The following is a 21,008-nucleotide window of genomic DNA, read 5'->3' on the forward strand; positions in this document are numbered from 1 at the left end:
GCTCTCCTTACGCAATTGCGGAAAGCACAGCCTCCGCCTCGCCGATTGCTTCCGGTGTTCCCACCGTAAGCCAATGCCCGGTCATGGGCATACCATAAAGACGTCCGGCTGCAATGGCTTCATCAAAATAGCGGTTGAGCGATGAAACACCCGGCTCAGCTTTGGCAAAAATACGCGGATGAATAACTGCTGCACCGGCATAGATAACCGGTTCGCCTACGACATCACGCAGACGGCGCAAGCGGCCCTCTTCATCCGCAACGAAATCGCCCTTGCCTTCAAAACCTGTTGCCTGATCGAGCCTCGCCGTCATGAGAAGAATATCCATGCGGGTATCGTCCCAGACATGCGCGAGCGCCGAAATATTCGGCTGCGCCTCATCACCAACCCAGAATGTATCGGCATTGAGTACGTAGAACGGCTTGCCGCCTAACTGTGGCAGCACATTCACGATACCACCTGCAGAATCGAGTAGCAGATCACGCTCGTCTGAGATCGTAATTTTCGGCTTTGAGCGACTGCCAAGATAGTCGATCAGTTGGTCGGCTAAATAATGAACATTGACGATTGTATTCTCAACGCCTGCACCCGCCAGCGCATCCAAGCCCCAATCGATCAGCGGCTTGTCGGAAACTTTAACCAGCGGCTTGGGCATGGTTTCGGTGATCGGACGCATACGCTTGCCAAGACCTGCTGCAAGCATGATCGCTGTATCAGGACGTGTCATTGTTTCTCCAGCAATGCGAGATCATCAAACCAGCGGGCGACCGGCGCCATGACCGGATGCTTTAAGACGCGGCTAAGATAGTCGTGAATGCGGGGCAGATGCGCGAGATAATGCGGCTTGCCATCACGCTCATCAAGCCGCACGAACAGACCCAGAAGCTTGGCGTTGCGCTGCGCACCCATGGCGGCATAAGCCATGCGGAAAGCCGCTTCGTCAAACACATGGCCAAGCTTGCGGCGTTCATCGCAATAAGCATCAACCACTGCCTTTTCGAGCTCCGGCATAATCGTCACGCGAGCATCAAGTGCCAGCGACGCGACATCATAGGCAGCAGGGCCGATCATCGCGTCCTGAAAGTCGATTGTACCAATCTTGTTTGCGCCTTGCGCATCCTCAAACCAGAACAGGTTTGGCGAATGATAATCGCGCAGCAGCAGGCTTTTCTCGCAATCGGCAATAGCGTCGAGAACCGTGTTCCATGCCGCTTCATAAGCCTGTGCTTCTGCATCAGTCAGCTTGCGACCCATCATGCGTGGCGCATACCATTGCCCGACAAGGCTCACTTCCATCATCATCGCATCACGATCAAAAAGTGCAATGATGTGATCTGGATAGCCTGCAACAGGCGCATGATCCGGCCACTGAACCCCGTGAAGATGCGCAAGAAACCGTCCAGCCGCTTCATAGCGTTCAGCCACCGGCTCACCCGATGAAGCCCTGATGCCCTCAAGCCCAAGATTTTCGAGGATCAGCAGTCCTGCATCAATATCAACAGCGCGCATTTGCGGCACGCGCAGGCCATTTTTCGCAAGCAGATCATCAACAGCCACGAAAGCCTGAATATTCTCTGCAATATGCGCAAGCTGACGATAGGACTTGCCGTTGCGCAATGGCGGATCGTAGGGCATCGCGGGCGCATTCATCAGAATTTCGACGCCATGCGCACTGTCGATAATCTCATATTTGCGCGGTGAAGCATCGCCCTGCAAATAACGGCGCGTGGCCCCTGCCCGGTCGTTCTTTTCAAGAAAGTCGCGGATTTTCAGCGTGCGCTCAAGACGGGCGATTGCAGATTCCGGTCCGGCAATTTCAATGCGACGCCCTGCCCCTTCGTGGGTTAATGTGACGGCAAAGCTCGGTTCCGGCAGAAAGCCCTCTGCCTGCTCCGGCCATTCGGATAGCACAACACCATCTTCGAGAAACTCGACAAGTCCCAGTTCATCCAGCTCTTCGCCATGCGAAATCCGGTAAAGATCAGCGTGAGCAACGGGCAAACGCAGCGCCTCATAGCTCTGCACCAGCGTGAATGTCGGGCTTGGCACCTCAAGCCCCTCGTCATCGGCAATCGCGCGAATGACAGCGCGTGCGAGCGATGATTTACCGGCGCCGAGATCGCCCGAAAGGGTTACGAGGTCGCCTTTGACCAGCGCCAAAGCGAAATCCTCGCCAAAGCGTTTCGTTGCTGCCTCATCGGGCAGGAACAATTCAAGATGGGTTATCGGGCTACTGATTGGGGTGCTCATAAAGCCCCATTTACCTTATTCGGCAGCAACACGGAAGCTGCGCGCTTCAGATGGGAAGCGACAAATTACTGTCGTACCAATATCAGCTCCGGTTTCAATTTCAACACGCCCGCCATGAAGTTCGACAAAGCTCTTCACGATGGAGAGTCCGAGGCCTACGCCGCGTCTGCGACCGCCGTTCTGATAGGCCTGAAAACGCTTGAAAACCGTATCGAGCACATCGCCCGGCATGCCCGGACCATCATCATGCACAGCAAACAGAATGTCCGTGCCATCGCGCACGACTTGCAGCGAAACGGTCGAGCCTTCCGGTGCATAATTGGAAGCATTCGACAGGAGATTAAACAGTACCTGACGCACGCGATTGGCATCGGCTCTGAACAGCTCCACATCGTCTGCGATTTCGATATTGAGCGCGATGTCGTGCTCTTGCAGGCGCTCACTCACACGCTTTGCCGCTGCAGAAATCTCATCCATCACAGCAACATCATCAATATCGAGCTGCATGATACCCGCATCGACGGTCGCGAGATCAAGAATATCGTTGACGATGGTCAGAAGCACGGCAGACGACGTGCCAATGTGGTCGAGATATTCGAGCTGACGCTCATTGAGTGAACCAAAGGCAGGTGTTTGCAGCAGTTCCGTAAAGCCAATGATATTGGTCAGAGGCGAGCGCAGCTCGTAGGATACATGCTGCACGAAATCGTTCTTGATCTGATCGGCAAGCGACAGCGCTTCGTTCTTTTCCTTGAGCGCCCGTTCAACGCGCACCGTATCGCTGACATCAATGAAGGTCAGCATCGTCTGACCCTTTGGCAGCGGCACTACGGCATAGGAAAGGATGATGCCGTCATCCAGTTCCACCTGTCCCATACGGCCGTTGCGCTCATCAAGGAAGCCGGTGACAGAGGAAACAAAATCATCCCAGATGCCATCTCCGCCACGCTGACCGCAGAGCTTGGAAATGGTCGAAATATGCGTGCCTTCTACGGTGATTGCATCGGGAAGCGACCACAGATCAGCGAATGACGGGTTGGAAAGGCGCAGACGACCATCGGAGCCGAACACCGCCACCGCTTCGCCAAGATGGTCGAGCGTTTCGCCCTGCACCTTGATGAGCGTGTTATAGCGGGCTTCAAGCTGGAACTGTTCCGTCATGTTCTCAAAGAACCACGTCACGCCACCCTGCGGATGCGGATTGGCAACGACACGCAGAGTGCGCGTATCAGGCAGATGCCACATGTGCTCTTCCGGCTCGACAGCGCGATAGGCAGCAAGGAGCGAATCCTTCCATTTGCGCCATTCTGGCTGCTCAGGAAGCTTGCCTTCCGAGCGCAGGCGATCAAACAGCAATGTGTTGCTTGGATGCGTTTCAAGCCAGGCCGTATCAAGCGACCAGAGCGACACAAAAGCCTGATTGAAGAATTGCAGCTTCATATCGGGATCGAAAATGGCCACCGCGGTAGAAAGTTTGTCGAGCGTTTCCGCGTGGCTTTTCAGCGTACGGCTCAGTTCCTCACGGATCTGTTCGACTTCACTGAGATCAAAGCCAAGACCGGCGGAACCAGCCTCTGCACTCACATCCGTCACATCGAACACACGGCGGTCACCACGTATAATCGCTGGCAGTTTTTCATAGAGATCAGGCTCAGCAAATCGATCACGTTCCAAACGCTGGCGCGCTTGTGCACCAAAAAGTTCACGACGCTCAGATGTGGCCTGTGTGCCGTCCACGGCATCCACAGCACGCGCATAGGCAGCGTTCACCCATTCCATGCGACCATCTGCGCCGCGCAGCCAGACCGGCTGCTCAAGACGATCAAGCAGGTGGCGAAGGAGTGATAACTTTTCAGACAATTCGCGGTTCTGTGCCTGAAGCGCTGCGCGTTCTGCCTGAACGCCCTGAAGACCCAGAAAACGCACAATGGCAAAACTTCCCGAGGTGCGGCCATAGACGTCAAGCAGAGTTCCATTGCCAGTTTCGACCGTCAAATCAAAAGCATGGGCCTGTTCGCGCAAGGCAGAAACCGCGCGCTCAAGCTCGGTCACGGATTGCGGGCGCAACCAGCGGCCAAAAGCGAGAAAATGTGAGCGATCCTGCGGCGCACCGCTATCAAACGGCAATTGGCCGACAACATCAGCGCGTGCGCCATTAGCGTCCCAGACGATTGCGCGCTGATCTTTCAAATTAAGCAGCGCTTCGCTGCGCTGCGCCGCCAGATTCATATCTGAAAGGCGCGAGCGCAGCTCATTGTTTTCCTGTGCGGTTTTCGAGCGATCCCGGATTAGCCAGCCAGCCGAGAGAAGGGCTGCGCCCAAAGCGCCCAGAAAAATCGAAAACTGGATGACTTCAAAAGCACCCACGCTGCCACCAAACGGCAAAGCAATACGCGTTGCGTTTTCAGCGCCTTGTGCAAAAGCTGGAACAGCCGCAACCAATGCGGCGAAAGAGACTGAAGCCTTCAGAACAACCCGTTTCAGAGGGCGGAAGCCAAGCGAAAGCGATGCTTTCAGGTGCCTGCCTGCGCTGATTGCAGATTTACTCTGCAAACTCCCCGTTGAGCCAAGTTCTGGCATATCTTCCGTGTCTCCGCCGCCCGGCTGTCGATCCTTAAAAAAGGTGCTGCCGTATTTCAAAAAACGTCACTCTGTCTCTCTCACATCGCCAAATGCAACAGAGACAGACATGTTTTGCAGATGAATACGCCACCCGTCTTCCACCCCAAATGGCAAAAAACGCTGAACGCAAACACCCGTCAAAACACATTGATTCGTCTTCACAATACCCTTCCGGGGATTCCGCGTGAAGCATGTTACGCGCAAAAATAAAGGCCGGGCAGTGTTAAACTGCCCAGCCTACAAGATGTAGCAGTATGGTTAACAGATAATTAATACCTGTAGTGTTCCGACTTGAAAGGACCCTGAGGTGTTACGCCAATATAAGCGGCCTGTTCATCCGAAAGCACGGTCAATTTAGCGCCAAGCTTGTCTAGATGCAGACGAGCAACCTTTTCATCAAGGTGCTTTGGCAGAACATAGACTTCGTTCTTATACGCGTCAGTACGCGTGAAGAGCTCGATCTGACCCAGAACCTGATTGGTGAAGGAAGCGGACATCACGAAGCTTGGATGACCGGTTGCATTGCCGAGATTGAGCAGACGACCTTCCGAAAGAAGGATGATGCGCTTGCCGTCCGGGAATTCGACCAGATCAACCTGTGGCTTCACATTGGTCCATTTCAGGTTACGCAGTCCGGCAACCTGAATTTCGTTGTCGAAGTGACCGATATTGCCAACAATCGCCATATCTTTCAGCTTACGCATATGATCAAGCGTGATGACGTCTTTATTGCCGGTTGTCGAGATCACGATGTCAGCAGTCGAAGCTGCGTCATCAAGGGTTACGACTTCAAAGCCGTCCATTGCAGCCTGAAGCGCGCAGATCGGATCAACTTCCGTGACCTTCACGCGGGCACCAGCACCAGCCAGCGATGCAGCCGATCCTTTACCAACGTCACCATAGCCGCAAACGACAGCGACCTTACCAGCCATCATCACATCTGTACCGCGACGGATACCGTCAACCAGCGATTCCTTACAGCCATACTTGTTGTCGAACTTCGACTTGGTGACGCTGTCATTGACGTTGATTGCCGGGAAGGGCAGGAGGCCCTTCTTCTGCAACTGATAAAGACGATTAACGCCTGTGGTTGTTTCTTCAGTCACACCCTTGATCGCATCGCGCTGACGCGTGAAGAAACCAGGCGTTTCAGCCATACGCTTCTTGATCTGCGCGAACAGAACTTCTTCTTCTTCGCTTTCAGGCTTGGAAAGAACGTCTTCACCTGCTTCGGCGCGCGCACCAATCAGGATATACATGGTGGCGTCGCCACCATCGTCCAGAATCATGTTGGATGGTTCGCCATCCGTCCACTGGAAGATCTTGTCGGTATAGGTCCAATATTCTTCAAGCGTTTCGCCCTTGATAGCGAACACTGGCGTGCCTGTTGCAGCGATTGCAGCAGCGGCATGATCCTGAGTCGAGAAAATATTGCAGGACGCCCAGCGCACATCAGCGCCCAGTGCCTTCAACGTTTCAATAAGAACAGCGGTCTGGATCGTCATATGCAGAGAACCAGAAATACGTGCGCCCTTGAGCGGCTGCGATTTGCCGAACTCTTCGCGCGCGGCCATCAGGCCCGGCATTTCGGTTTCAGCAATATCGAGTTCCTTGCGGCCCCAATCGGCGAGGCTAAGATCCTTGACGACGAAATCCTGACTTGCGGTCATCATCTGCTCCAATCAAATTGATTTTGAAGCCCCGGAATAAAGAATATCGGAGGAGGGGCTTCGACTGGCCATTTGATTAGCAGATCACTCGCGTCAGTACAACATCACATAAAGAGTTCTTTATGTGTGCATATCAACTTAACAATATTTTTGAATATCAGGCTTCTTCGCCAAACTTATCAGCAATAAGCGCCTGAAGCCCATCAAGCACCGCATCAGCCTGTTCACCCGATGCACGCACTTCGATGCAGCAGCCCGGTGAGGCTGCCAGCATCATCAAGCCCATAATAGACGTGCCGCCCACCGTCATGCCGTCCTTACTGACGCGGACATGAGCATCAAAGCTATCCACAAGCTGCACGAATTTGGCCGAGGCACGCGCATGCAGACCACGCTTATTGACGATCTCAAATGAACGAGAGAGAGCGCTATCGGCATCATATTCGCCAGTAACAACCACGGTGGGATGCATGAATTACTTTCCTGTCAGGACCTGGCTTGCGACGTTGATGTACTTGCGTCCTGCATCCTGCGCTTCGCGCAGAGCTGTCTTGATGTCTCCACCGATACGAACGCTGGAGAGCTTGATCAGCATCGGCAGGTTCACGCCTGCGATCACTTCGATCTTGCCTTCTTCCATCACCGAAATTGCGAGATTGGACGGAGTTCCACCAAACATATCTGTCAGAACGATAACACCTCTGCCGCTATCGGCGCGGTCCACCGCATCCACGATATCGCGGCGGCGCTGTTCCATGTCATCTTCGGCACCGATACAAACGGTCTCGAAATTGTCTTGCGGGCCAACCACATGCACAACAGCATGGAGAAACTCTTCGGCCAGCCTTCCGTGCGTAACAAGCACGAGTCCGATCATACTTTAAAAGCTCCTGTCGCGTGCCCGCCGCTTACCCCTTCAAAGGCGCAGATGACACAAAAATCGCCGGAACCCAGCCGACGAGTTGTGCATCTTGGCATTGCAAATCTTGATAGCAAGTGAAAAATTTCACATTTGCCTTGAAAAAAGCAAAATGCCGCAGTGTTGGGCACTTCTTTCAGCGAAGCACTTATGGCCAGGTTTTATAAAACAGGCTTGCCTCGATAGCACGCGAAACTGCGTTAGAATCGCCGTTTGACGAGAGTGCAGGCAACAACAGACGCGGAATTTCGATGCCTTCAAACTGCCAATTCTCGCCGCTTGGATAGCGTTCCGCCTCTTCACGGCTCACGAGAATGACAATAAGATCGAGTGGCGTCTGTTTCACATAAGCAACAGTGAAAAGACCTGCTCCACGAATTTCGACACCGCCAGCGAGAGAATCGGGAACGCTGGCTATCAGCTTATCGCCGTCCACATGCAGCAAAGTGCGGTCGTCAGAAACGAGTGAAGCCTGCTCCCCGCGAGCCGCCGCACGCTCAATCAGCATCAGTGCTGTCTCTGTTTTTCCTGCGCCCGATTTTCCCATCAGCATCACGCCACGACCGCGTATTTGCACCGTCGTTGCGTGAAGACCACTTTTCTGTTCTTCCGGCGTCATGTCACGTCACGCGATAGCTGGCAGATCAACGATAAAGCGTGCACCCTTCATCTGATCCGGTTCATCATCATTGACGATATTTTCAGCACTCAATGTACCACCATGCGCTTCGATGATCTGGCGGCTGATCGAAAGACCAAGGCCGGAATTCTGGCCAAAAGCCTCAGAAGCCGGGCGATCCGTGTAGAACCGCTCGAAAATCCGTTCGATATTCTCGATCGGAATGCCCGGGCCATTATCTTCAACAAGAACGCGCACCCGACTGCCTTCGCCGCTCAGCGTCACCACGATACGACCCGTATCTTCCGGCACAAAAGACCGCGCATTTTCGATCAGATTGCTGATCACCTGTCCAAGACGAAGATCATGTCCTGCAACGAAGAAGCCCTTCTTGCCGGAAGGTAGCTTGCCAGTATTAAAGACAATCTCGGTGCCGATCTTATTGCGTCGCACTTCGCGCGCTGCAAGAACCAGATTATTGAGCAGCGTCTTCATATCGACGCGGTCAGAATGTTCGCGTGCAAGTTCTGCATCAAGACGCGATGCATCCGAAATATCGGTGATCAGACGATCAAGGCGCCGCACATCATGCTGAATGACATCAAGCAGGCGATTGCGGGAATTATCGTTTTTTGCAAGCGGCAGCGTTTCGACAGCACTGCGCAACGAGGTGAGGGGATTTTTCAGCTCGTGGCTCACATCGGCTGCGAAGCTCTCAATCGCCTCAATACGCGTATAAAGCGCGTCAGTCATCGCGCGAATGGAAGTCGATAGATGTCCCACTTCATCCTGACGCTCAGAGAAATCTGGAATTTCCTCGCGGCTTTTTACGCCAAGGCGCACACGGTCGGCAGCAGCAGCAAGTTTGCGCAATGGACTTGCAATAGTCGAAGCCAAGAACAGCGACAAGATCACCATAACTGCCGCAACAACGCCAAACACACGGAAAACCGCCATGCGTTCGCCCTGAACGATTTTGTCGATGTCATCGCCTTCAGTTGAAAGCAGCAGCACACCCAAAATCGCACGCGATTGCTGAATAGGGACGGCAACCGAAACCACCAGTTCGCCCTGCTGGTTGCGGCGCTGCGCTGTCTGCGGCGAGCCGCTCAATGCGCGAACGATTTCCTGATAGGCAAGTCCATTGCCCCCCGGCTGCTCCTGATAAAGCGGTAAGCCACCACCGTAAAACAGACGCGAGAACCACATGGTAAAGCGCTCCCATGTGCTCGGTGCATCTTCTTCAATAGCGGGCAGATCATAACGGAATACAGGACCGCCAGAAGCAAATGCCGGTGCATAAAGCGAGCGGGAATCCAGCAGCAGATTAGCGTAATGATCGTAAATGCGGGCGCGTGTGCTGGTTGGCGAAATCAACTGACGCAGCAAGGGTGAAACTTTTTCCGGATTGATCGGAAATTCCCAATTGTCCGGAGAATCTGGCGAGGGGGTAATGCTTTGCCCGGCCTGAAGCTCCAGCAGCTTTTCAGGATCGATCATCAGTGAATTGGTATCGACCGTCGCCGATGCCGAAATCGCAGCGGCAATGATTTTGCCCTGCGTCAACAAACTTTCAATCTTGGCATCGATCAGCCCCTCGCGGAACTGGTTCATATAAAGAATGCCGGAAACCAGAACGCCAAGCGCCGCGATATTCAGAAACAGAATGCGGCGTGTCAGGCTAGAAAACAGGAACTGACCGAGAAACCGGCTGAAAGGCGCAAAAAGACGACGCAGAAACAGCGAGCGTTGCCGCCGTGCCCTGCGTTCTCTCATCGTCATCGCGCTGTCTTTACGGGTTTCGGCGACCATGTCGCTGCAATCTTGCCTTCTGAAACAATCGCCAGACTGAAAATGTCTGGCGATTTAATCTCTATATCATGCTTCGCGGAAACGATAACCGACGCCGTAAAGCGTTTCGATCATTTCAAAGTCATCATCCGTCGACTTGAACTTCTTGCGTAGGCGCTTGATGTGGCTGTCGATGGTACGATCATCAACATAGACCTGTTCATCATAAGCGGCATCCATCAGCGCATCACGGCTTTTCACAACGCCGGGACGTTGGGCAAGCGAATGCAGGATGAGGAATTCAGTCACAGTCAGCGTTACCGGCTCACCCTTCCATGTGCAGGTGTGGCGTTCCTGATCCATGACAAGCTGACCGCGCTCGAGCGACTTTGCCTGCTGTCCGGTTGGCTTTGCGGTGCCATCACGCGCTGCAACACGGCGCAGAACAGCTTTTACACGCTCGACCAGAAGACGCTGTGAGAACGGCTTGGTTATGAAATCGTCCGCGCCCATCTTAAGACCGAACAATTCATCAATCTCGTCATCCTTGGACGTCAGGAAGATGACCGGAAGGTCAGACTTCTGGCGCAGACGGCGCAGCAGTTCCATGCCATCCATACGCGGCATCTTGATATCGAAGATTGCGAGGTTCGGCGGGCGGGTCATCAGACCGTCCAAAGCAGAAGCCCCATCGGTATAGGTCTCGACGCGATAGCCTTCCGACTCCAGAGCAATGGAAACGGAGGTCAGAATATTGCGGTCATCGTCGACCAGCGCAATTGTCTGCGTTGCCGAAGCTTCCTTCATGCGAACCTTCTCCTTTGTTAACCGCCCCGTTACAGCAGCGGTTCAAATCACCAAACGCCGGTAAGCGCGTTGATCTTATTACAGTCCTGCCGCTTGTGCAGTACAAATTAGGTACAAAATGTGGCAACGGCTCAACTTACCGGCAAGACCACCGTTTGGTTTTTTTCGCGATGGTTAGCGGTGTGGTTAACACAGTCGAGAACAGTTCCAGACTGTGGATAGCCATCATAACGTATCAATTAAACGATTTAAAAAAATTTCAAGATTTTTAAATCGATTAAATATTTGATTTAATTTAATTAATCTGTTTCTGACTGCCATCCCGTTTAAAAAGACCGGGGCCAACCAAATTTTGAACCATATGGCGGAGAGACCATGAAAGAGATCGGCATCCATAATACTGCCGCTTCCATTTCCACTTCAGGATTGAAGGAACTGTCCGCAGTCTTTTATAATTTTGGACCGGCCCGGCTCTATGAAGAGACCATCCGTCGTGGTGAAGCGGAGCTTTCGGCACAGGGTGCGCTTGTTGCACGCACGGGCCAGCACACCGGTCGTTCGCCGAAAGACAAGTTCGTTGTACGCGATGCAAACACCGAAGATCAGGTCTGGTGGGACAACAACAAACCAATGACGCCGGAGGCTTTCGAGCTTCTCTATGCCGATTTCATTGACCATGCGAAGGGCAAGGAGCTTTTCGTACAGGATCTGATCGGCGGTGCTGACGAAGACAACAAGATCAATGCGCGTGTTGTGACTGAATATGCATGGCATTCGCTGTTCATCCGCAATCTGCTGATCCGCCCGGAAGAAGCAGCGCTTGCTTCTTACGTGCCTGAAATGACCATTATCGATCTGCCCTCTTTCAAGGCCGATCCTGCACGCTATGGCGTGCGCACCGAAACGGTGATCGCAGTCGATCTCACCCGCAAGATCGTGTTGATCGGCGGAACGTCCTATGCAGGTGAAATGAAGAAGTCTGTCTTCACCGCGCTCAACTATCTTCTGCCTGCCAAGGGCGTCATGCCAATGCATTGCTCGGCCAATGAAGGCCCGAACGGCGATACGGCTGTCTTCTTCGGTCTGTCCGGCACAGGCAAGACCACGCTTTCGGCTGACCCAACCCGCACGCTGATTGGCGATGATGAGCATGGCTGGGGCGAACATGGCGTCTTCAATTTCGAAGGCGGCTGCTATGCCAAGACCATCCGCCTTTCGGCAGAAGCCGAGCCGGAAATCTACGCAACCACGCAGCGCTTCGGCACTGTGCTGGAAAATGTCGTGCTGGATGCAAACCGCCAGCCGGATTTCGATGACGTCTCGCTGACTGAAAACACACGCTGCGCCTATCCGCTCGACTTCATCCCGAATGCATCTGCATCGGGCAAAGGCAGCCAGCCAAAGAACATCATCATGCTGACCGCTGATGCTTTCGGCGTCATGCCTCCGATTGCCAAGCTTACCCCTGCGCAGGCCATGTATCACTTCCTGTCCGGCTATACCGCAAAGGTTGCCGGCACTGAAAAGGGCGTGACCGAGCCGGAAGCAACGTTCTCAACCTGCTTTGGTGCGCCATTCATGCCGCGCCATCCATCGGAATACGGCAATCTGCTGCGTAAGCTGATCGCCGAACACAAGGTCGATTGCTGGCTGGTCAATACCGGCTGGACCGGCGGCGCTTATGGCACCGGCAAGCGTATGCCGATCAAGGCAACCCGCGCACTTCTTGCGGCAGCACTTGATGGTTCGCTTAACGATGCCGAATTCCGCACTGATCCGAATTTCGGCTTTGCTGTTCCGGTTGCAGTGCCAGGTGTGGATACCGCCATTCTCGATCCACGTTCGACATGGGCTGACAAGGCAGCTTACGACGCACAAGCACAAAAGCTGGTTGATATGTTCGTGACAAATTTCGAGAAATTCGAAAGTCATGTCGATCATGATGTACGCGATGCAGCGCCAGCGACGCAGATTGCGGCCGAGTAAACGAAAATGAAATCCTGAGGAGGAGGGGAAGCCCGGCCGAAAGGCCGGGTTTTTCTTTTTTGCAATGGATAGAGCGTGTCGCGCTTGATCGCATCCACCGCGCTCGCTCTATCCATTTGTTTTTGCGCATGTCTTTATCCCAAAACCGGTTCCCACTTTTGGGAGACATGCGTTAGAAAGCGGTGTATCACTCGTCCTTATGGAAGAAAGCCGCACCATCATCCGCATCACAAACCGCCTGACGATCCACGAGGATCATCTTGAGGAGAGCTTTATCCGCTCGTCCGGTCCCGGTGGTCAGAACGTCAACAAGGTTTCGACCGCCGTGCAGCTGCGTTTTCATGCAAGCCAGTCCGGTCTGCCGGAAGATGTGCTTTCCCGTCTTTTCAAACTTGCAGGTCAGCGCGGCACCAAGGATGGCGATGTACTGATTGAAGCCAACCGCTTTCGCACGCAGGAGCGCAATCGCGAAGATGCGCGCGAGCGAATGATTGCGCTGATCCAGGAGGCAGCAGTTCCACCGCCGCCGCCACGCAGAAAGACCAAGCCGACAAAAGGCTCGGTTGAACGCCGCCTCAAGGCCAAGTCAGGCCGCTCGGACATCAAGAAGGGCCGCGGCAAGGTTTCTTACGATTAGACCATTCGCATTTTGGGAACAGACAACATGACAATCAATTATCACGAGCTTGAAACCAGCCATGGCCGCATTGCAGTGCGTGAAAGTTCAGGCGAGGGCGCTCCTCTTCTAATGATCCATGGCAATTCAAGTTCGGGCGCAATTTTCGCACCACAACTCGAAGGTGCAATCGGCAAGAAATGGCGCGTGATAGCGCCTGATCTTCCGGGCCATGGCAAATCTTCCGATGCGATTGATCCCGATCGCAGCTATTCGATGGAAGGCTATGCGGATGCAATGACGGAAGTCATGCAGAAGCTCGGCATTGCCGATGCTGTCGTTTTCGGTTGGTCCCTTGGTGGCCATATCGGTATCGAGATGATTGAGCGCTATCCAGAAATGCGTGGTCTGATGATAACCGGAACGCCGCCTGTGGCGCGTGAGGAAGTGGGGCAGGGGTTCAAGAGCGGGCCAGACATGGCGCTTGCCGGACAGGAAGTCTTCTCTGAACGCGATGTGGATTCTTGCGCACGCAGCACCTGTGGCGAACCATTCGAGGCGTCACTTCTCGATATTGTTGCACGTACCGACGGCCGCGCCCGCCGCATCATGTTTGAAAAATTTGCCGCTGGCACCGGCGGCAACCAGCGCGACATCGTCGCTCAAGCAAAGCTTCCCATTGCAGTCGTCAATGGGCGCGATGAACCTTTCGTCGAACTCGACTTCGTCTCAAAGGTAAAATTCGGTAATCTTTGGGAAGGTAAAACCCACGTTATCGATAATGCGGGACATGCGCCATTCCGCGAAACACCAGCGGAATTTGATGCCTATCTTGCGCGTTTCATCGAGAGTTGCACAAAATAACTTTTCCAATTCAAACGGCATCGATTGATGCCGTTTGACGGCTTCCCACATCAGCCCCGCGCCCTAACTTGATCTTCAAGATTGTGAAAGGGCAAAATCATGGGCATGACTGTTGCGGATCTTCTGGCTCGAACTTTAGCCGAAGCAGGTGTTAAGCGTATCTGGGGTGTTACGGGCGATAGCCTCAACGGACTGAATGACAGCCTCAGACGGCTTGGCAAGATCGACTGGATGCATGTTCGCCATGAGGAAACCGCAGCCTTCGCTGCGGGTGCCGAAGCCGCCATTACCGGCGAACTGGCCGTATGTGCTGGCAGCTGTGGGCCCGGCAATCTGCACCTCATCAACGGGCTTTTTGATTGTCATCGCAACCGCGAACCTGTGCTGGCGATTGCTGCCCATATTCCTTCATCCGAAATCGGTCTCGACTATTTTCAGGAAACCCATCCGCAGGAACTGTTCCGCGAGTGCAGCCATTTTGTTGAGCTGGTTTCCAACCCTGCACAAATGCCCGAAGTGCTGAACCGCGCCATGCGTGCGGCCATCGGCAAGCGCGGCGTGGCCGTGATCGTCATTCCGGGTGACGTTGCGCTCAAGCAGGCACCTGAAGGTGCAAAGCAGACCTGGACGCAGATCTCGCTTCCACGCATGGTTCCGTCAGATCGGGATGTCGCAAAGCTCGCAGATATTCTCAACGGTTCTGAGAAGATCACCATTCTTGCAGGCAATGGCTGCGCGGGTGCGCATGATGCAGTCGTGTCTCTGGCCGAACAGCTTGAAGCACCTGTGGTTCATGCGCTGCGCGGCAAGGAACATGTCGAATGGGACAATCCCTTTGATGTCGGTATGACCGGCCTGATCGGCTTTTCATCCGGCTATCACGCCATGCTCAACTGCGACACGTTGCTGATGCTCGGCACCAGTTTCCCTTATCGCAACTTCTATCCCGACAAGGCAAAGATCATTCAGATCGACAATGATCCGTCTCAGATCGGTCGCCGTGCGCCGCTTACATTGGGTGTGACGGGCGATGTGTCGGAAACAATCGCAGCCCTTTTGCCGAAGCTCAAATCCGGTCGCAATACGAAATTCCTCGATGCTGCAAAGACGCATTACACGAAAGCGCGCGAGGCACTGGATGATCTAGCAGCGCCTTCAAAACCAGGCCAGCCGATCCACCCGCAATATCTCACGCGTCTCATCGATGAGATTGCGGATGAGAATGCAATCTTTACCGCCGATGTCGGAACCCCAACCGTCTGGGCTGCACGCTACCTCACTATGAATGGCAAGCGTCGCCTGCTCGGTTCTTTCAATCATGGCTCTATGGCCAATGCCATGCTTCAAGCGATCGGCGCAAAAGCTGCGGCACCGGAACGACAAGTCGTTTCGCTGTCCGGCGACGGCGGTTTCACCATGATGATGGGCGATTTCCTGTCGTTGAAGCAGCTCAATCTGCCCGCCAAGATCATTGTTTATAACAATGGCTCACTTGGCTTCGTGGCCATGGAAATGAAAGCTGGCGGCTATCTGACCTCCGGGACCGACCTCGAAAACCCGAACTTTGCAGCCATGGCGGAAGCCATCGGGATCAAAGGTTTTCGCGTAGAGGAATCCGCAGATCTGCCGGAAGCCTTAAAGCAGGCTTTTGCTCACGATGGTCCGGTTCTGGTCGATGTGGTGACAGCCAAGCAAGAACTGGTGATGCCGCCCAAAATCAAAGCCGAGCAGGCAAAGGGCTTCAGCCTTTATATGCTCAAAGCCATCATCAGCGGTCGCGGTGATGAAATCGTCGAACTGGCAAAGACCAATCTGGGCCGCTAGAGCTTATTAAGGTGCTAATTAAGTGCCCGTACTCATTGGATAATTCGGGATGAATTGGCACTTGACCAATTTGACGAGCGCTGTACCTTACAGGCTATTGACCGACCGGAAGCCCCGCTGGTTTCGATAACGGGTTTGATGCAACGACTGAGTAGCAACAACAGGGAGATTTGCCCATGGGAATTTTCGATTTCGTGAAGTCAGTTGGAACCAAGCTTGGTTTCGGCGAAAATGAACCCAAAGCCGATGATCTGAAGAAGGAACTCGACTCGCATAATCTCGGCACCGATGGCGTGCAGGTGAGCGTGCAGGGCGACAAGGCCGTCCTGACCGGCAATGTGAAGGATCAGTCTGCTTTTGAAAAAGCCATTATCGCTGTCGGCAACTCGCTCGGTGTTTCCAAGGTGGAAGCCTCGGAACTGAAAGTTGATGGTGCCGGGACAACGGGTGCCGAACCTGTCTTCTACACGGTCAAGAAGGGCGACAATCTCTGGAAAATTGCCGAGGCCCAATATGGCAAAGGCAAGGGCGCAAAGAACGACATCATCTTTGAAGCCAATAAGCCGATGCTGACGCATCCAGACAAAATCTATCCGGGTCAGGTGCTGCGTATTCCGCCACTTGCTTGATTGCAAAAACGATCCAAAGCGATCAGGGCGCCGAACTATTCGGCGCCCTTATTCTTTACGGGATATAAATCTCGGCTTTCATGAATGTTACGGCGTTGCCGGTGAGCAAGACACGGTCGCCTTTCAGCTCACATCCCAAATGTCCACCACGGGCCGAAGCCTGATAGGCGGACAGTTTGTTTTTCCCGATATTTTGAGCCCAATAAGGAACAAGCGTCGCATGGATAGATCCTGTAACCGGATCTTCCGGGATACCCGATCCCGCCGCAAAATAACGCGAAACGAAGTCGTGCGACGATCCTCGCGCGGTAATCACCAGGCCGACTGATCCCAGTTTTTCAATCTGGATATGATCAGGCACGAAAGCCCTGACCGCAGCCTCATCCTCAAGCTGCACATAGATATTCTCGAAATTTCTGAAGAACGTGGCTCCGCTCTCATTCTCAAACAGTGGTGCGATGAACGCAGGCAGCTCGGAAAGCTGGTCCGGGGCAATGGACGGAACATCCAGCACATAATCGTCGCCCGCGCGCGAAACACTGATCTTGCCTATGCGGGTGTAAAAATTCAGCTCACCATCAATCTTGTGGTGTGCAGCCAGAACATGCGCCGTTGCCAGAGTGGCATGGCCGCAGAAATCGACCTCTAGCGTTGGTGTAAACCATCTGAGTTTCCAGCCATCCTCTGCAGGGCATGCAAAAGCTGTTTCAGCGAGATTGTTTTCCGCAGCGATTGCCTGCATGGTCGCATCGCTCAGCCAGTCTTTCAGGATCAGAACTGCCGCAGGATTTCCGGCGAAGACACGTTTGGTGAACGCGTCCACCTGATACATTTCCAGCACTTGCGGCATTCTGGTTTCCTGAGATTTAAATCTTTCTGAGCGCCACTTCTTCGATCAGATGATCGCCACCTTTGCGCAGGATGATATCGGCGCGTGGGCGTGTGGGCAAAATATTCTCACGCAGGTTCTTCATGTTGATATTGTTCCAAAGGCCTTCGCCGATCGAACGGGCCGCATCTTCTGAAAGCTGCGAATAGCGATGGAAGAACGACTGCGGATTGACGAAGGCCGTCTCACGCAGCCGCATAAACCGATCAATATACCATTTGTGGATAAGCTCCGGCTCTGCATCGATATAGATCGAGAAGTCGAAGAAGTCGGACACGAAAGGCACCATCTTGCCGTCTTCCGGAAGATCACGCACCTGCAACACATTAATGCCTTCAAAGATCAGAATGTCGGGCTTATCGACAATCTGATATTCGCCAGGCAGCACGTCATAGCTTAAATGCGAATAGAGCGGTGCACGCACATGGCTCATGCCTGCTTTAATCGCTGACAGGAAACGCAAGACCGCGCCCACATCATAGCTTTCGGGAAAGCCCTTGCGCTCCATCAAGTTCTGCTCACGCAGAACTGCGTTGGGATAGAGGAAGCCGTCAGTCGTCACCAGATCAACCTTCGGGCTGGAAGGCCAGCGGGCGAGTAGCTCTTTTAGAATACGCGCAGTCGTGGATTTGCCCACCGCAACCGAGCCTGCAATGCCAATGATGAAAGGTGTCTTGAAACGCTCTTCCATATTGATGAATTGCTGGCGCTGGCGGAACAAAAGCTGGCTTGCTTCCACATGCGCATAGAGCAAACGCGAAAGCGACAGATAAATGCGCCGCACCTCATCCAGATCAATCGGATCGCCCAGCGAGCGCAGCCGTTTGACTTCTTCGTAAGTCAGGGTGAGGGGAGTGTCGGCGCGAAAGCCTGCCCATTCCTCGGCCGAAAAGAAACGGTAAGGCGAGTAACGCGACGGCGTTAGCTGGTCCACTTTTTCCCACATATTGTCGCTGCTCTCCCTCAACGCCAATTCTAAACTCACAACTTTTGGATTAGTTTGCATTTATGCTTTCGGACGACCGGCCTTTTCCTCAAGGCCAGTCTGCGCCGTGCGGCGCTGCAATTCTGCAAGAACTTCATTGAGTGGCACGTCTGCAATCTTGAGAACCACCAGTAGGTGATAAAGCAGATCGGCGCTTTCCGTGACCACTTCCGCACGATCGCCACTGACTGCCGCAATCACCGTTTCGACGGCTTCTTCACCAAGCTTTTTGGCGGCGCGTGTCTGACCCTTGGCAAAGAGACTAGCCGTATAGGACGATCCATCCGTCGAAGTGGCACGTTCCGCAACAATGCGTTCAAGATCGGAAAGTGAGAACTCAGCCATCGAACTTCCTTCGGATTTTATAATTAGCGGACCGGGTCGAGCCGCATCGGAATTCCAGCTTCGGCCATATAGCGCTTGGCTTCGCCAATCGTATAGGTGCCAAAGTGGAAGATCGACGCTGCGAGAACTGCCGTCGCATGACCTTCGCGGATACCGTCGACCATGTGATCAAGATTGCCAACGCCACCCGATGCGATCACGGGAACGCGCACGCTGTCCGCAACAGCGCGGGTCAGCGCCACATCGTAACCAGCCTTGGTTCCATCACGATCCATCGAGGTCAGCAGGATTTCACCCGCACCAAGGCTCACCACCTTCTGCGCAAATTCCACCGCATCAATGCCAGTCGTCTGGCGTCCACCATGGGTAAAAATTTCCCAGCGATCGCTCTCATCAGCTCCCGAAACCTTCTTGGCGTCGATGGCCACAACGATGCACTGATCGCCAAACTTATCGGCAGCTTCTGCAACAAATTCCGGGTTCTTGACCGCAGCCGTGTTGATCGAAACCTTGTCGGCCCCAGCCAGAAGTAGCTTGCGAATATCAGCGACCTGACGCACGCCGCCGCCAACAGTCAGCGGCATGAAGCACTGTTCTGCTGTTCGCGCAATCACGTCGAAAATTGTCTCGCGATTGTCCGAAGACGCCGTGATGTCGAGGAAGCACAATTCGTCTGCGCCTGCCGCATCATAGGCGCGCGCTGCTTCCACCGGATCACCGGCATCGATCAGATCAACGAAGTTTACGCCTTTAACGACGCGACCATCTTTAACATCCAAACAGGGAATGACGCGTGCTTTAAGTGTCATGCTGAAGTCCTCAGAAGAGCCAGCGCCTCTGCCGGATCAATGCGGCCATCATAAAGCGCGCGACCGGAAATCGCACCTTCAAGCTTACGCGCATCGGGTGCGGCAAGACGCTTAATATCATCCATCGAGGCGAGGCCGCCCGATGCGATCACCGGAATGGAAACGCTGTCTGCAAGACCGAGCGTTGAATCCCAGTTGATACCAGCCAGCACGCCGTCACGGTCAATGTCTGTGTAGATGATGGCGGCAACACCGGCACCTTCAAACTTCTTCGCGAGTTCCACCACACCAAGCTCAGACGCTTCGGCCCAGCCTTCAACAGCAACATAGCCGCCCTTGGCATCAATGCCGACTGCAACCTGTCCCGGAAACTCCTTGCAGGCTTCAATCACCAGCGCCGGATCGCGCACGGCAACGGTGCCTAAGATTACGCGGCGCAGTCCCTTTGAAAGCCAGCTTTCGATATGGGCAAGCGTGCGGATACCGCCGCCAAGCTGAACCGGATTTTTGGTCGCTTTCAAAATGGCTTCAACAGCTTTGCCGTTGACGCTTTCGCCAGCAAAAGCACCGTTGAGATCGACCACATGCAGCCATTCAAAGCCCTGATCCTCAAAAGCTTTGGCCTGTGCTGCAGGGTCTTCATTGTAAACGGTCGCCTGATCCATGTCGCCAAGCTTCAGGCGCACGCATTGACCGTCTTTCAAATCGATAGCGGGAAAAAGGATCATATCTTCAAGGCTTCCATTTCAGGAAATTGGCAATAAGCGAAAGGCCAAGCAGTTGGCTCTTTTCAGGATGAAACTGCGTGCCGATCATGTTGTCGCGACCAACCGTTGCGGTGACATCGCCACCATATTCGGTGACGGCCAAAACGTCGCCTTTGTTCTTCGCGTCGAACATATAGGAATGCACGAAATAGGCGTGCAAGCCGTTGTCGCCTGTAGCGATACCGTCAAAGACAGGATGCGAATGTTTCACGTGAATCCTGTTCCAGCCAATCTGCGGAATTTTGAGCGTCGGGTCGGACGGCGTCATTTCACGCACGTCGCCTGCGATCCAGCCGAGACCTTCGGTCACTTCTTTTTCAAGGCCGCGTTCCGACATCAACTGCATACCCACGCAGATGCCGAGGAAAGGATGGGCTTTTTTCAGAACCACATCTTCCAGTGCTTCCACCATGCCGGAAACCGCATGGAGGCCGCGACGGCAATCGGCATAAGCACCAACGCCCGGCAGAACGATGCGATCAGCGCTCGCCACGCGATCGGCATCCGCAGTCAGTTCGATTTCCGCTTTCACACCGCTCTCATGGGCGGCGCGCTCAAAGGCCTTGGTGGCCGAGCGAAGATTGCCGGAACCATAGTCGATAATTGCAACACGCAT

20 protein-coding genes are annotated in these 21,008 nt (G+C 53.9%); 5 read left to right on the forward strand and 15 right to left on the reverse strand.

What is annotated here, in order from left to right; translation table 11 throughout:
• Window positions 1-7: 7 nt before the first annotated feature.
• The 9 genes from J2782_RS12425 to J2782_RS12465 form a co-directional block, all read right to left on the reverse strand.
• On the reverse strand, window positions 8-727 hold the full coding sequence (locus J2782_RS12425) for a nucleotidyltransferase family protein (RefSeq protein ID WP_310012974.1): 720 nt from the start codon (window positions 725-727) through the stop codon (window positions 8-10).
• Window positions 724-2,250 (reverse strand): tRNA (adenosine(37)-N6)-threonylcarbamoyltransferase complex ATPase subunit type 1 TsaE, encoded by a 1,527-nt coding sequence (gene tsaE, locus J2782_RS12430; RefSeq protein WP_404989630.1) that lies wholly within the window; start codon window positions 2,248-2,250, stop codon window positions 724-726. Before tsaE ends, J2782_RS12425 begins: the two co-directional genes overlap by 4 nt.
• A 15-nt stretch (window positions 2,251-2,265) precedes the next feature.
• Window positions 2,266-4,830, reverse strand: coding sequence for a sensor histidine kinase (locus J2782_RS12435; protein WP_310012977.1), 2,565 nt, complete (start codon window positions 4,828-4,830; stop codon window positions 2,266-2,268).
• A 311-nt stretch (window positions 4,831-5,141) separates the two neighbouring features.
• Entirely contained in the window at window positions 5,142-6,542 is a 1,401-nt protein-coding gene (ahcY, locus tag J2782_RS12440) for an adenosylhomocysteinase (protein ID WP_310012980.1), read from the reverse strand.
• Between the two features lie 157 nt (window positions 6,543-6,699).
• A complete protein-coding gene (locus tag J2782_RS12445; protein WP_250039413.1) occupies window positions 6,700-7,014 on the reverse strand; it encodes an HPr family phosphocarrier protein in 315 nt (104 codons plus the stop codon).
• A 3-nt stretch (window positions 7,015-7,017) separates the two neighbouring features.
• Window positions 7,018-7,419 carry a PTS sugar transporter subunit IIA gene (locus tag J2782_RS12450; RefSeq protein WP_250039414.1) on the reverse strand — a complete coding sequence of 134 codons (402 nt, stop codon included), beginning with the start codon at window positions 7,417-7,419 and terminating at the stop codon, window positions 7,018-7,020.
• Between the two features lie 190 nt (window positions 7,420-7,609).
• Window positions 7,610-8,080: an HPr kinase/phosphorylase gene (locus tag J2782_RS12455; RefSeq protein WP_310012985.1), complete on the reverse strand. Its 471-nt coding sequence runs from the start codon at window positions 8,078-8,080 to the stop codon at window positions 7,610-7,612.
• Window positions 8,081-8,086: 6 nt separating this feature from the next.
• Window positions 8,087-9,892, reverse strand: coding sequence for a stimulus-sensing domain-containing protein (locus tag J2782_RS12460; RefSeq protein WP_310012991.1), 1,806 nt, complete (start codon window positions 9,890-9,892; stop codon window positions 8,087-8,089).
• A gap of 66 nt (window positions 9,893-9,958) precedes the next feature.
• On the reverse strand, window positions 9,959-10,678 hold the full coding sequence (locus J2782_RS12465; RefSeq protein ID WP_250039417.1) for a response regulator transcription factor: 720 nt from the start codon (window positions 10,676-10,678) through the stop codon (window positions 9,959-9,961).
• A 375-nt stretch (window positions 10,679-11,053) separates the two neighbouring features.
• On the opposite strand from J2782_RS12465, the gene J2782_RS12470 reads away from it, so the two are divergent.
• The 5 genes from J2782_RS12470 (at window position 11,054) to lysM (ending at window position 16,597) form a co-directional block, all read left to right on the forward strand.
• Complete coding sequence (locus J2782_RS12470) at window positions 11,054-12,664, forward strand: phosphoenolpyruvate carboxykinase (protein ID WP_310012992.1); 1,611 nt, start codon at window positions 11,054-11,056, stop codon at window positions 12,662-12,664.
• Window positions 12,665-12,863: 199 nt separating this feature from the next.
• On the forward strand, window positions 12,864-13,301 hold the full coding sequence (gene arfB / locus J2782_RS12475) for an alternative ribosome rescue aminoacyl-tRNA hydrolase ArfB (protein ID WP_310012994.1): 438 nt from the start codon (window positions 12,864-12,866) through the stop codon (window positions 13,299-13,301).
• A gap of 27 nt (window positions 13,302-13,328) precedes the next feature.
• On the forward strand, window positions 13,329-14,144 hold the full coding sequence (locus J2782_RS12480) for an alpha/beta fold hydrolase (RefSeq protein ID WP_310012997.1): 816 nt from the start codon (window positions 13,329-13,331) through the stop codon (window positions 14,142-14,144).
• Between the two features lie 99 nt (window positions 14,145-14,243).
• On the forward strand, window positions 14,244-15,968 hold the full coding sequence (gene poxB / locus J2782_RS12485) for a ubiquinone-dependent pyruvate dehydrogenase (RefSeq protein WP_310012999.1): 1,725 nt from the start codon (window positions 14,244-14,246) through the stop codon (window positions 15,966-15,968).
• Window positions 15,969-16,144: 176 nt separating this feature from the next.
• Window positions 16,145-16,597: a peptidoglycan-binding protein LysM gene (gene lysM, locus J2782_RS12490; RefSeq protein ID WP_007872476.1), complete on the forward strand. Its 453-nt coding sequence runs from the start codon at window positions 16,145-16,147 to the stop codon at window positions 16,595-16,597.
• 55 nt (window positions 16,598-16,652) lie between these two features.
• Here the strand turns inward: lysM and J2782_RS12495 are convergent, their stop codons facing one another.
• From J2782_RS12495 to hisH, 6 genes are read right to left on the reverse strand one after another with little or no spacing between them, the layout of a single operon-like run.
• The gene (locus J2782_RS12495; RefSeq protein ID WP_310013000.1) at window positions 16,653-17,447 is read right to left on the reverse strand and encodes a PhzF family phenazine biosynthesis protein; all 795 of its coding nucleotides are present in this window, start codon (window positions 17,445-17,447) and stop codon (window positions 16,653-16,655) included.
• Window positions 17,448-17,463: 16 nt separating this feature from the next.
• On the reverse strand, window positions 17,464-18,432 hold the full coding sequence (gene coaA, locus J2782_RS12500) for a type I pantothenate kinase (RefSeq protein ID WP_310013003.1): 969 nt from the start codon (window positions 18,430-18,432) through the stop codon (window positions 17,464-17,466).
• 60 nt (window positions 18,433-18,492) lie between these two features.
• On the reverse strand, window positions 18,493-18,816 hold the full coding sequence (locus J2782_RS12505) for a phosphoribosyl-ATP diphosphatase (protein WP_310013004.1): 324 nt from the start codon (window positions 18,814-18,816) through the stop codon (window positions 18,493-18,495).
• A gap of 23 nt (window positions 18,817-18,839) precedes the next feature.
• Window positions 18,840-19,625 carry an imidazole glycerol phosphate synthase subunit HisF gene (gene hisF / locus J2782_RS12510; protein ID WP_310013005.1) on the reverse strand — a complete coding sequence of 262 codons (786 nt, stop codon included), beginning with the start codon at window positions 19,623-19,625 and terminating at the stop codon, window positions 18,840-18,842.
• Window positions 19,622-20,353, reverse strand: coding sequence for a 1-(5-phosphoribosyl)-5-[(5-phosphoribosylamino)methylideneamino]imidazole-4-carboxamide isomerase (gene hisA / locus J2782_RS12515; protein WP_194779009.1), 732 nt, complete (start codon window positions 20,351-20,353; stop codon window positions 19,622-19,624). Before hisA ends, hisF begins: the two co-directional genes overlap by 4 nt.
• Window positions 20,354-20,357: 4 nt before the next feature.
• Window positions 20,358-21,008, reverse strand: a complete 651-nt coding sequence (gene hisH / locus J2782_RS12520; RefSeq protein ID WP_310013009.1) for an imidazole glycerol phosphate synthase subunit HisH — start codon at window positions 21,006-21,008, stop codon at window positions 20,358-20,360.

Origin of the sequence: Brucella pseudogrignonensis (genome assembly GCF_031454375.1) — a bacterium.
In the GTDB taxonomy this organism is placed as follows: domain Bacteria; phylum Pseudomonadota; class Alphaproteobacteria; order Rhizobiales; family Rhizobiaceae; genus Brucella; species Brucella pseudogrignonensis_A.

Excerpts from the sequence above, each read along its gene's own strand:
- J2782_RS12425 (WP_310012974.1), bottom strand. The coding sequence starts at position 727 with ATGACACGTCCTGATACAGCGATCATGCTTGCAGCAGGTCTTGGCAAG.
- tsaE (WP_404989630.1), bottom strand. The coding sequence starts at position 2,250 with ATGAGCACCCCAATCAGTAGCCCGATAACCCATCTTGAATTGTTCCTG.
- J2782_RS12435 (WP_310012977.1), bottom strand. The coding sequence starts at position 4,830 with ATGCCAGAACTTGGCTCAACGGGGAGTTTGCAGAGTAAATCTGCAATC.
- ahcY (WP_310012980.1), bottom strand. The coding sequence starts at position 6,542 with ATGACCGCAAGTCAGGATTTCGTCGTCAAGGATCTTAGCCTCGCCGAT.
- J2782_RS12445 (WP_250039413.1), bottom strand. The coding sequence starts at position 7,014 with ATGCATCCCACCGTGGTTGTTACTGGCGAATATGATGCCGATAGCGCT.
- J2782_RS12450 (WP_250039414.1), bottom strand. The coding sequence starts at position 7,419 with ATGATCGGACTCGTGCTTGTTACGCACGGAAGGCTGGCCGAAGAGTTT.
- J2782_RS12455 (WP_310012985.1), bottom strand. The coding sequence starts at position 8,080 with ATGACGCCGGAAGAACAGAAAAGTGGTCTTCACGCAACGACGGTGCAA.
- J2782_RS12460 (WP_310012991.1), bottom strand. The coding sequence starts at position 9,892 with ATGGTCGCCGAAACCCGTAAAGACAGCGCGATGACGATGAGAGAACGC.
- J2782_RS12465 (WP_250039417.1), bottom strand. The coding sequence starts at position 10,678 with ATGAAGGAAGCTTCGGCAACGCAGACAATTGCGCTGGTCGACGATGAC.
- J2782_RS12470 (WP_310012992.1), top strand. The coding sequence starts at position 11,054 with ATGAAAGAGATCGGCATCCATAATACTGCCGCTTCCATTTCCACTTCA.
- arfB (WP_310012994.1), top strand. The coding sequence starts at position 12,864 with ATGGAAGAAAGCCGCACCATCATCCGCATCACAAACCGCCTGACGATC.
- J2782_RS12480 (WP_310012997.1), top strand. The coding sequence starts at position 13,329 with ATGACAATCAATTATCACGAGCTTGAAACCAGCCATGGCCGCATTGCA.
- poxB (WP_310012999.1), top strand. The coding sequence starts at position 14,244 with ATGGGCATGACTGTTGCGGATCTTCTGGCTCGAACTTTAGCCGAAGCA.
- lysM (WP_007872476.1), top strand. The coding sequence starts at position 16,145 with ATGGGAATTTTCGATTTCGTGAAGTCAGTTGGAACCAAGCTTGGTTTC.
- J2782_RS12495 (WP_310013000.1), bottom strand. The coding sequence starts at position 17,447 with ATGCCGCAAGTGCTGGAAATGTATCAGGTGGACGCGTTCACCAAACGT.
- coaA (WP_310013003.1), bottom strand. The coding sequence starts at position 18,432 with ATGTGGGAAAAAGTGGACCAGCTAACGCCGTCGCGTTACTCGCCTTAC.
- J2782_RS12505 (WP_310013004.1), bottom strand. The coding sequence starts at position 18,816 with ATGGCTGAGTTCTCACTTTCCGATCTTGAACGCATTGTTGCGGAACGT.
- hisF (WP_310013005.1), bottom strand. The coding sequence starts at position 19,625 with ATGACACTTAAAGCACGCGTCATTCCCTGTTTGGATGTTAAAGATGGT.
- hisA (WP_194779009.1), bottom strand. The coding sequence starts at position 20,353 with ATGATCCTTTTTCCCGCTATCGATTTGAAAGACGGTCAATGCGTGCGC.
- hisH (WP_310013009.1), bottom strand. The coding sequence starts at position 21,008 with ATGCGTGTTGCAATTATCGACTATGGTTCCGGCAATCTTCGCTCGGCC.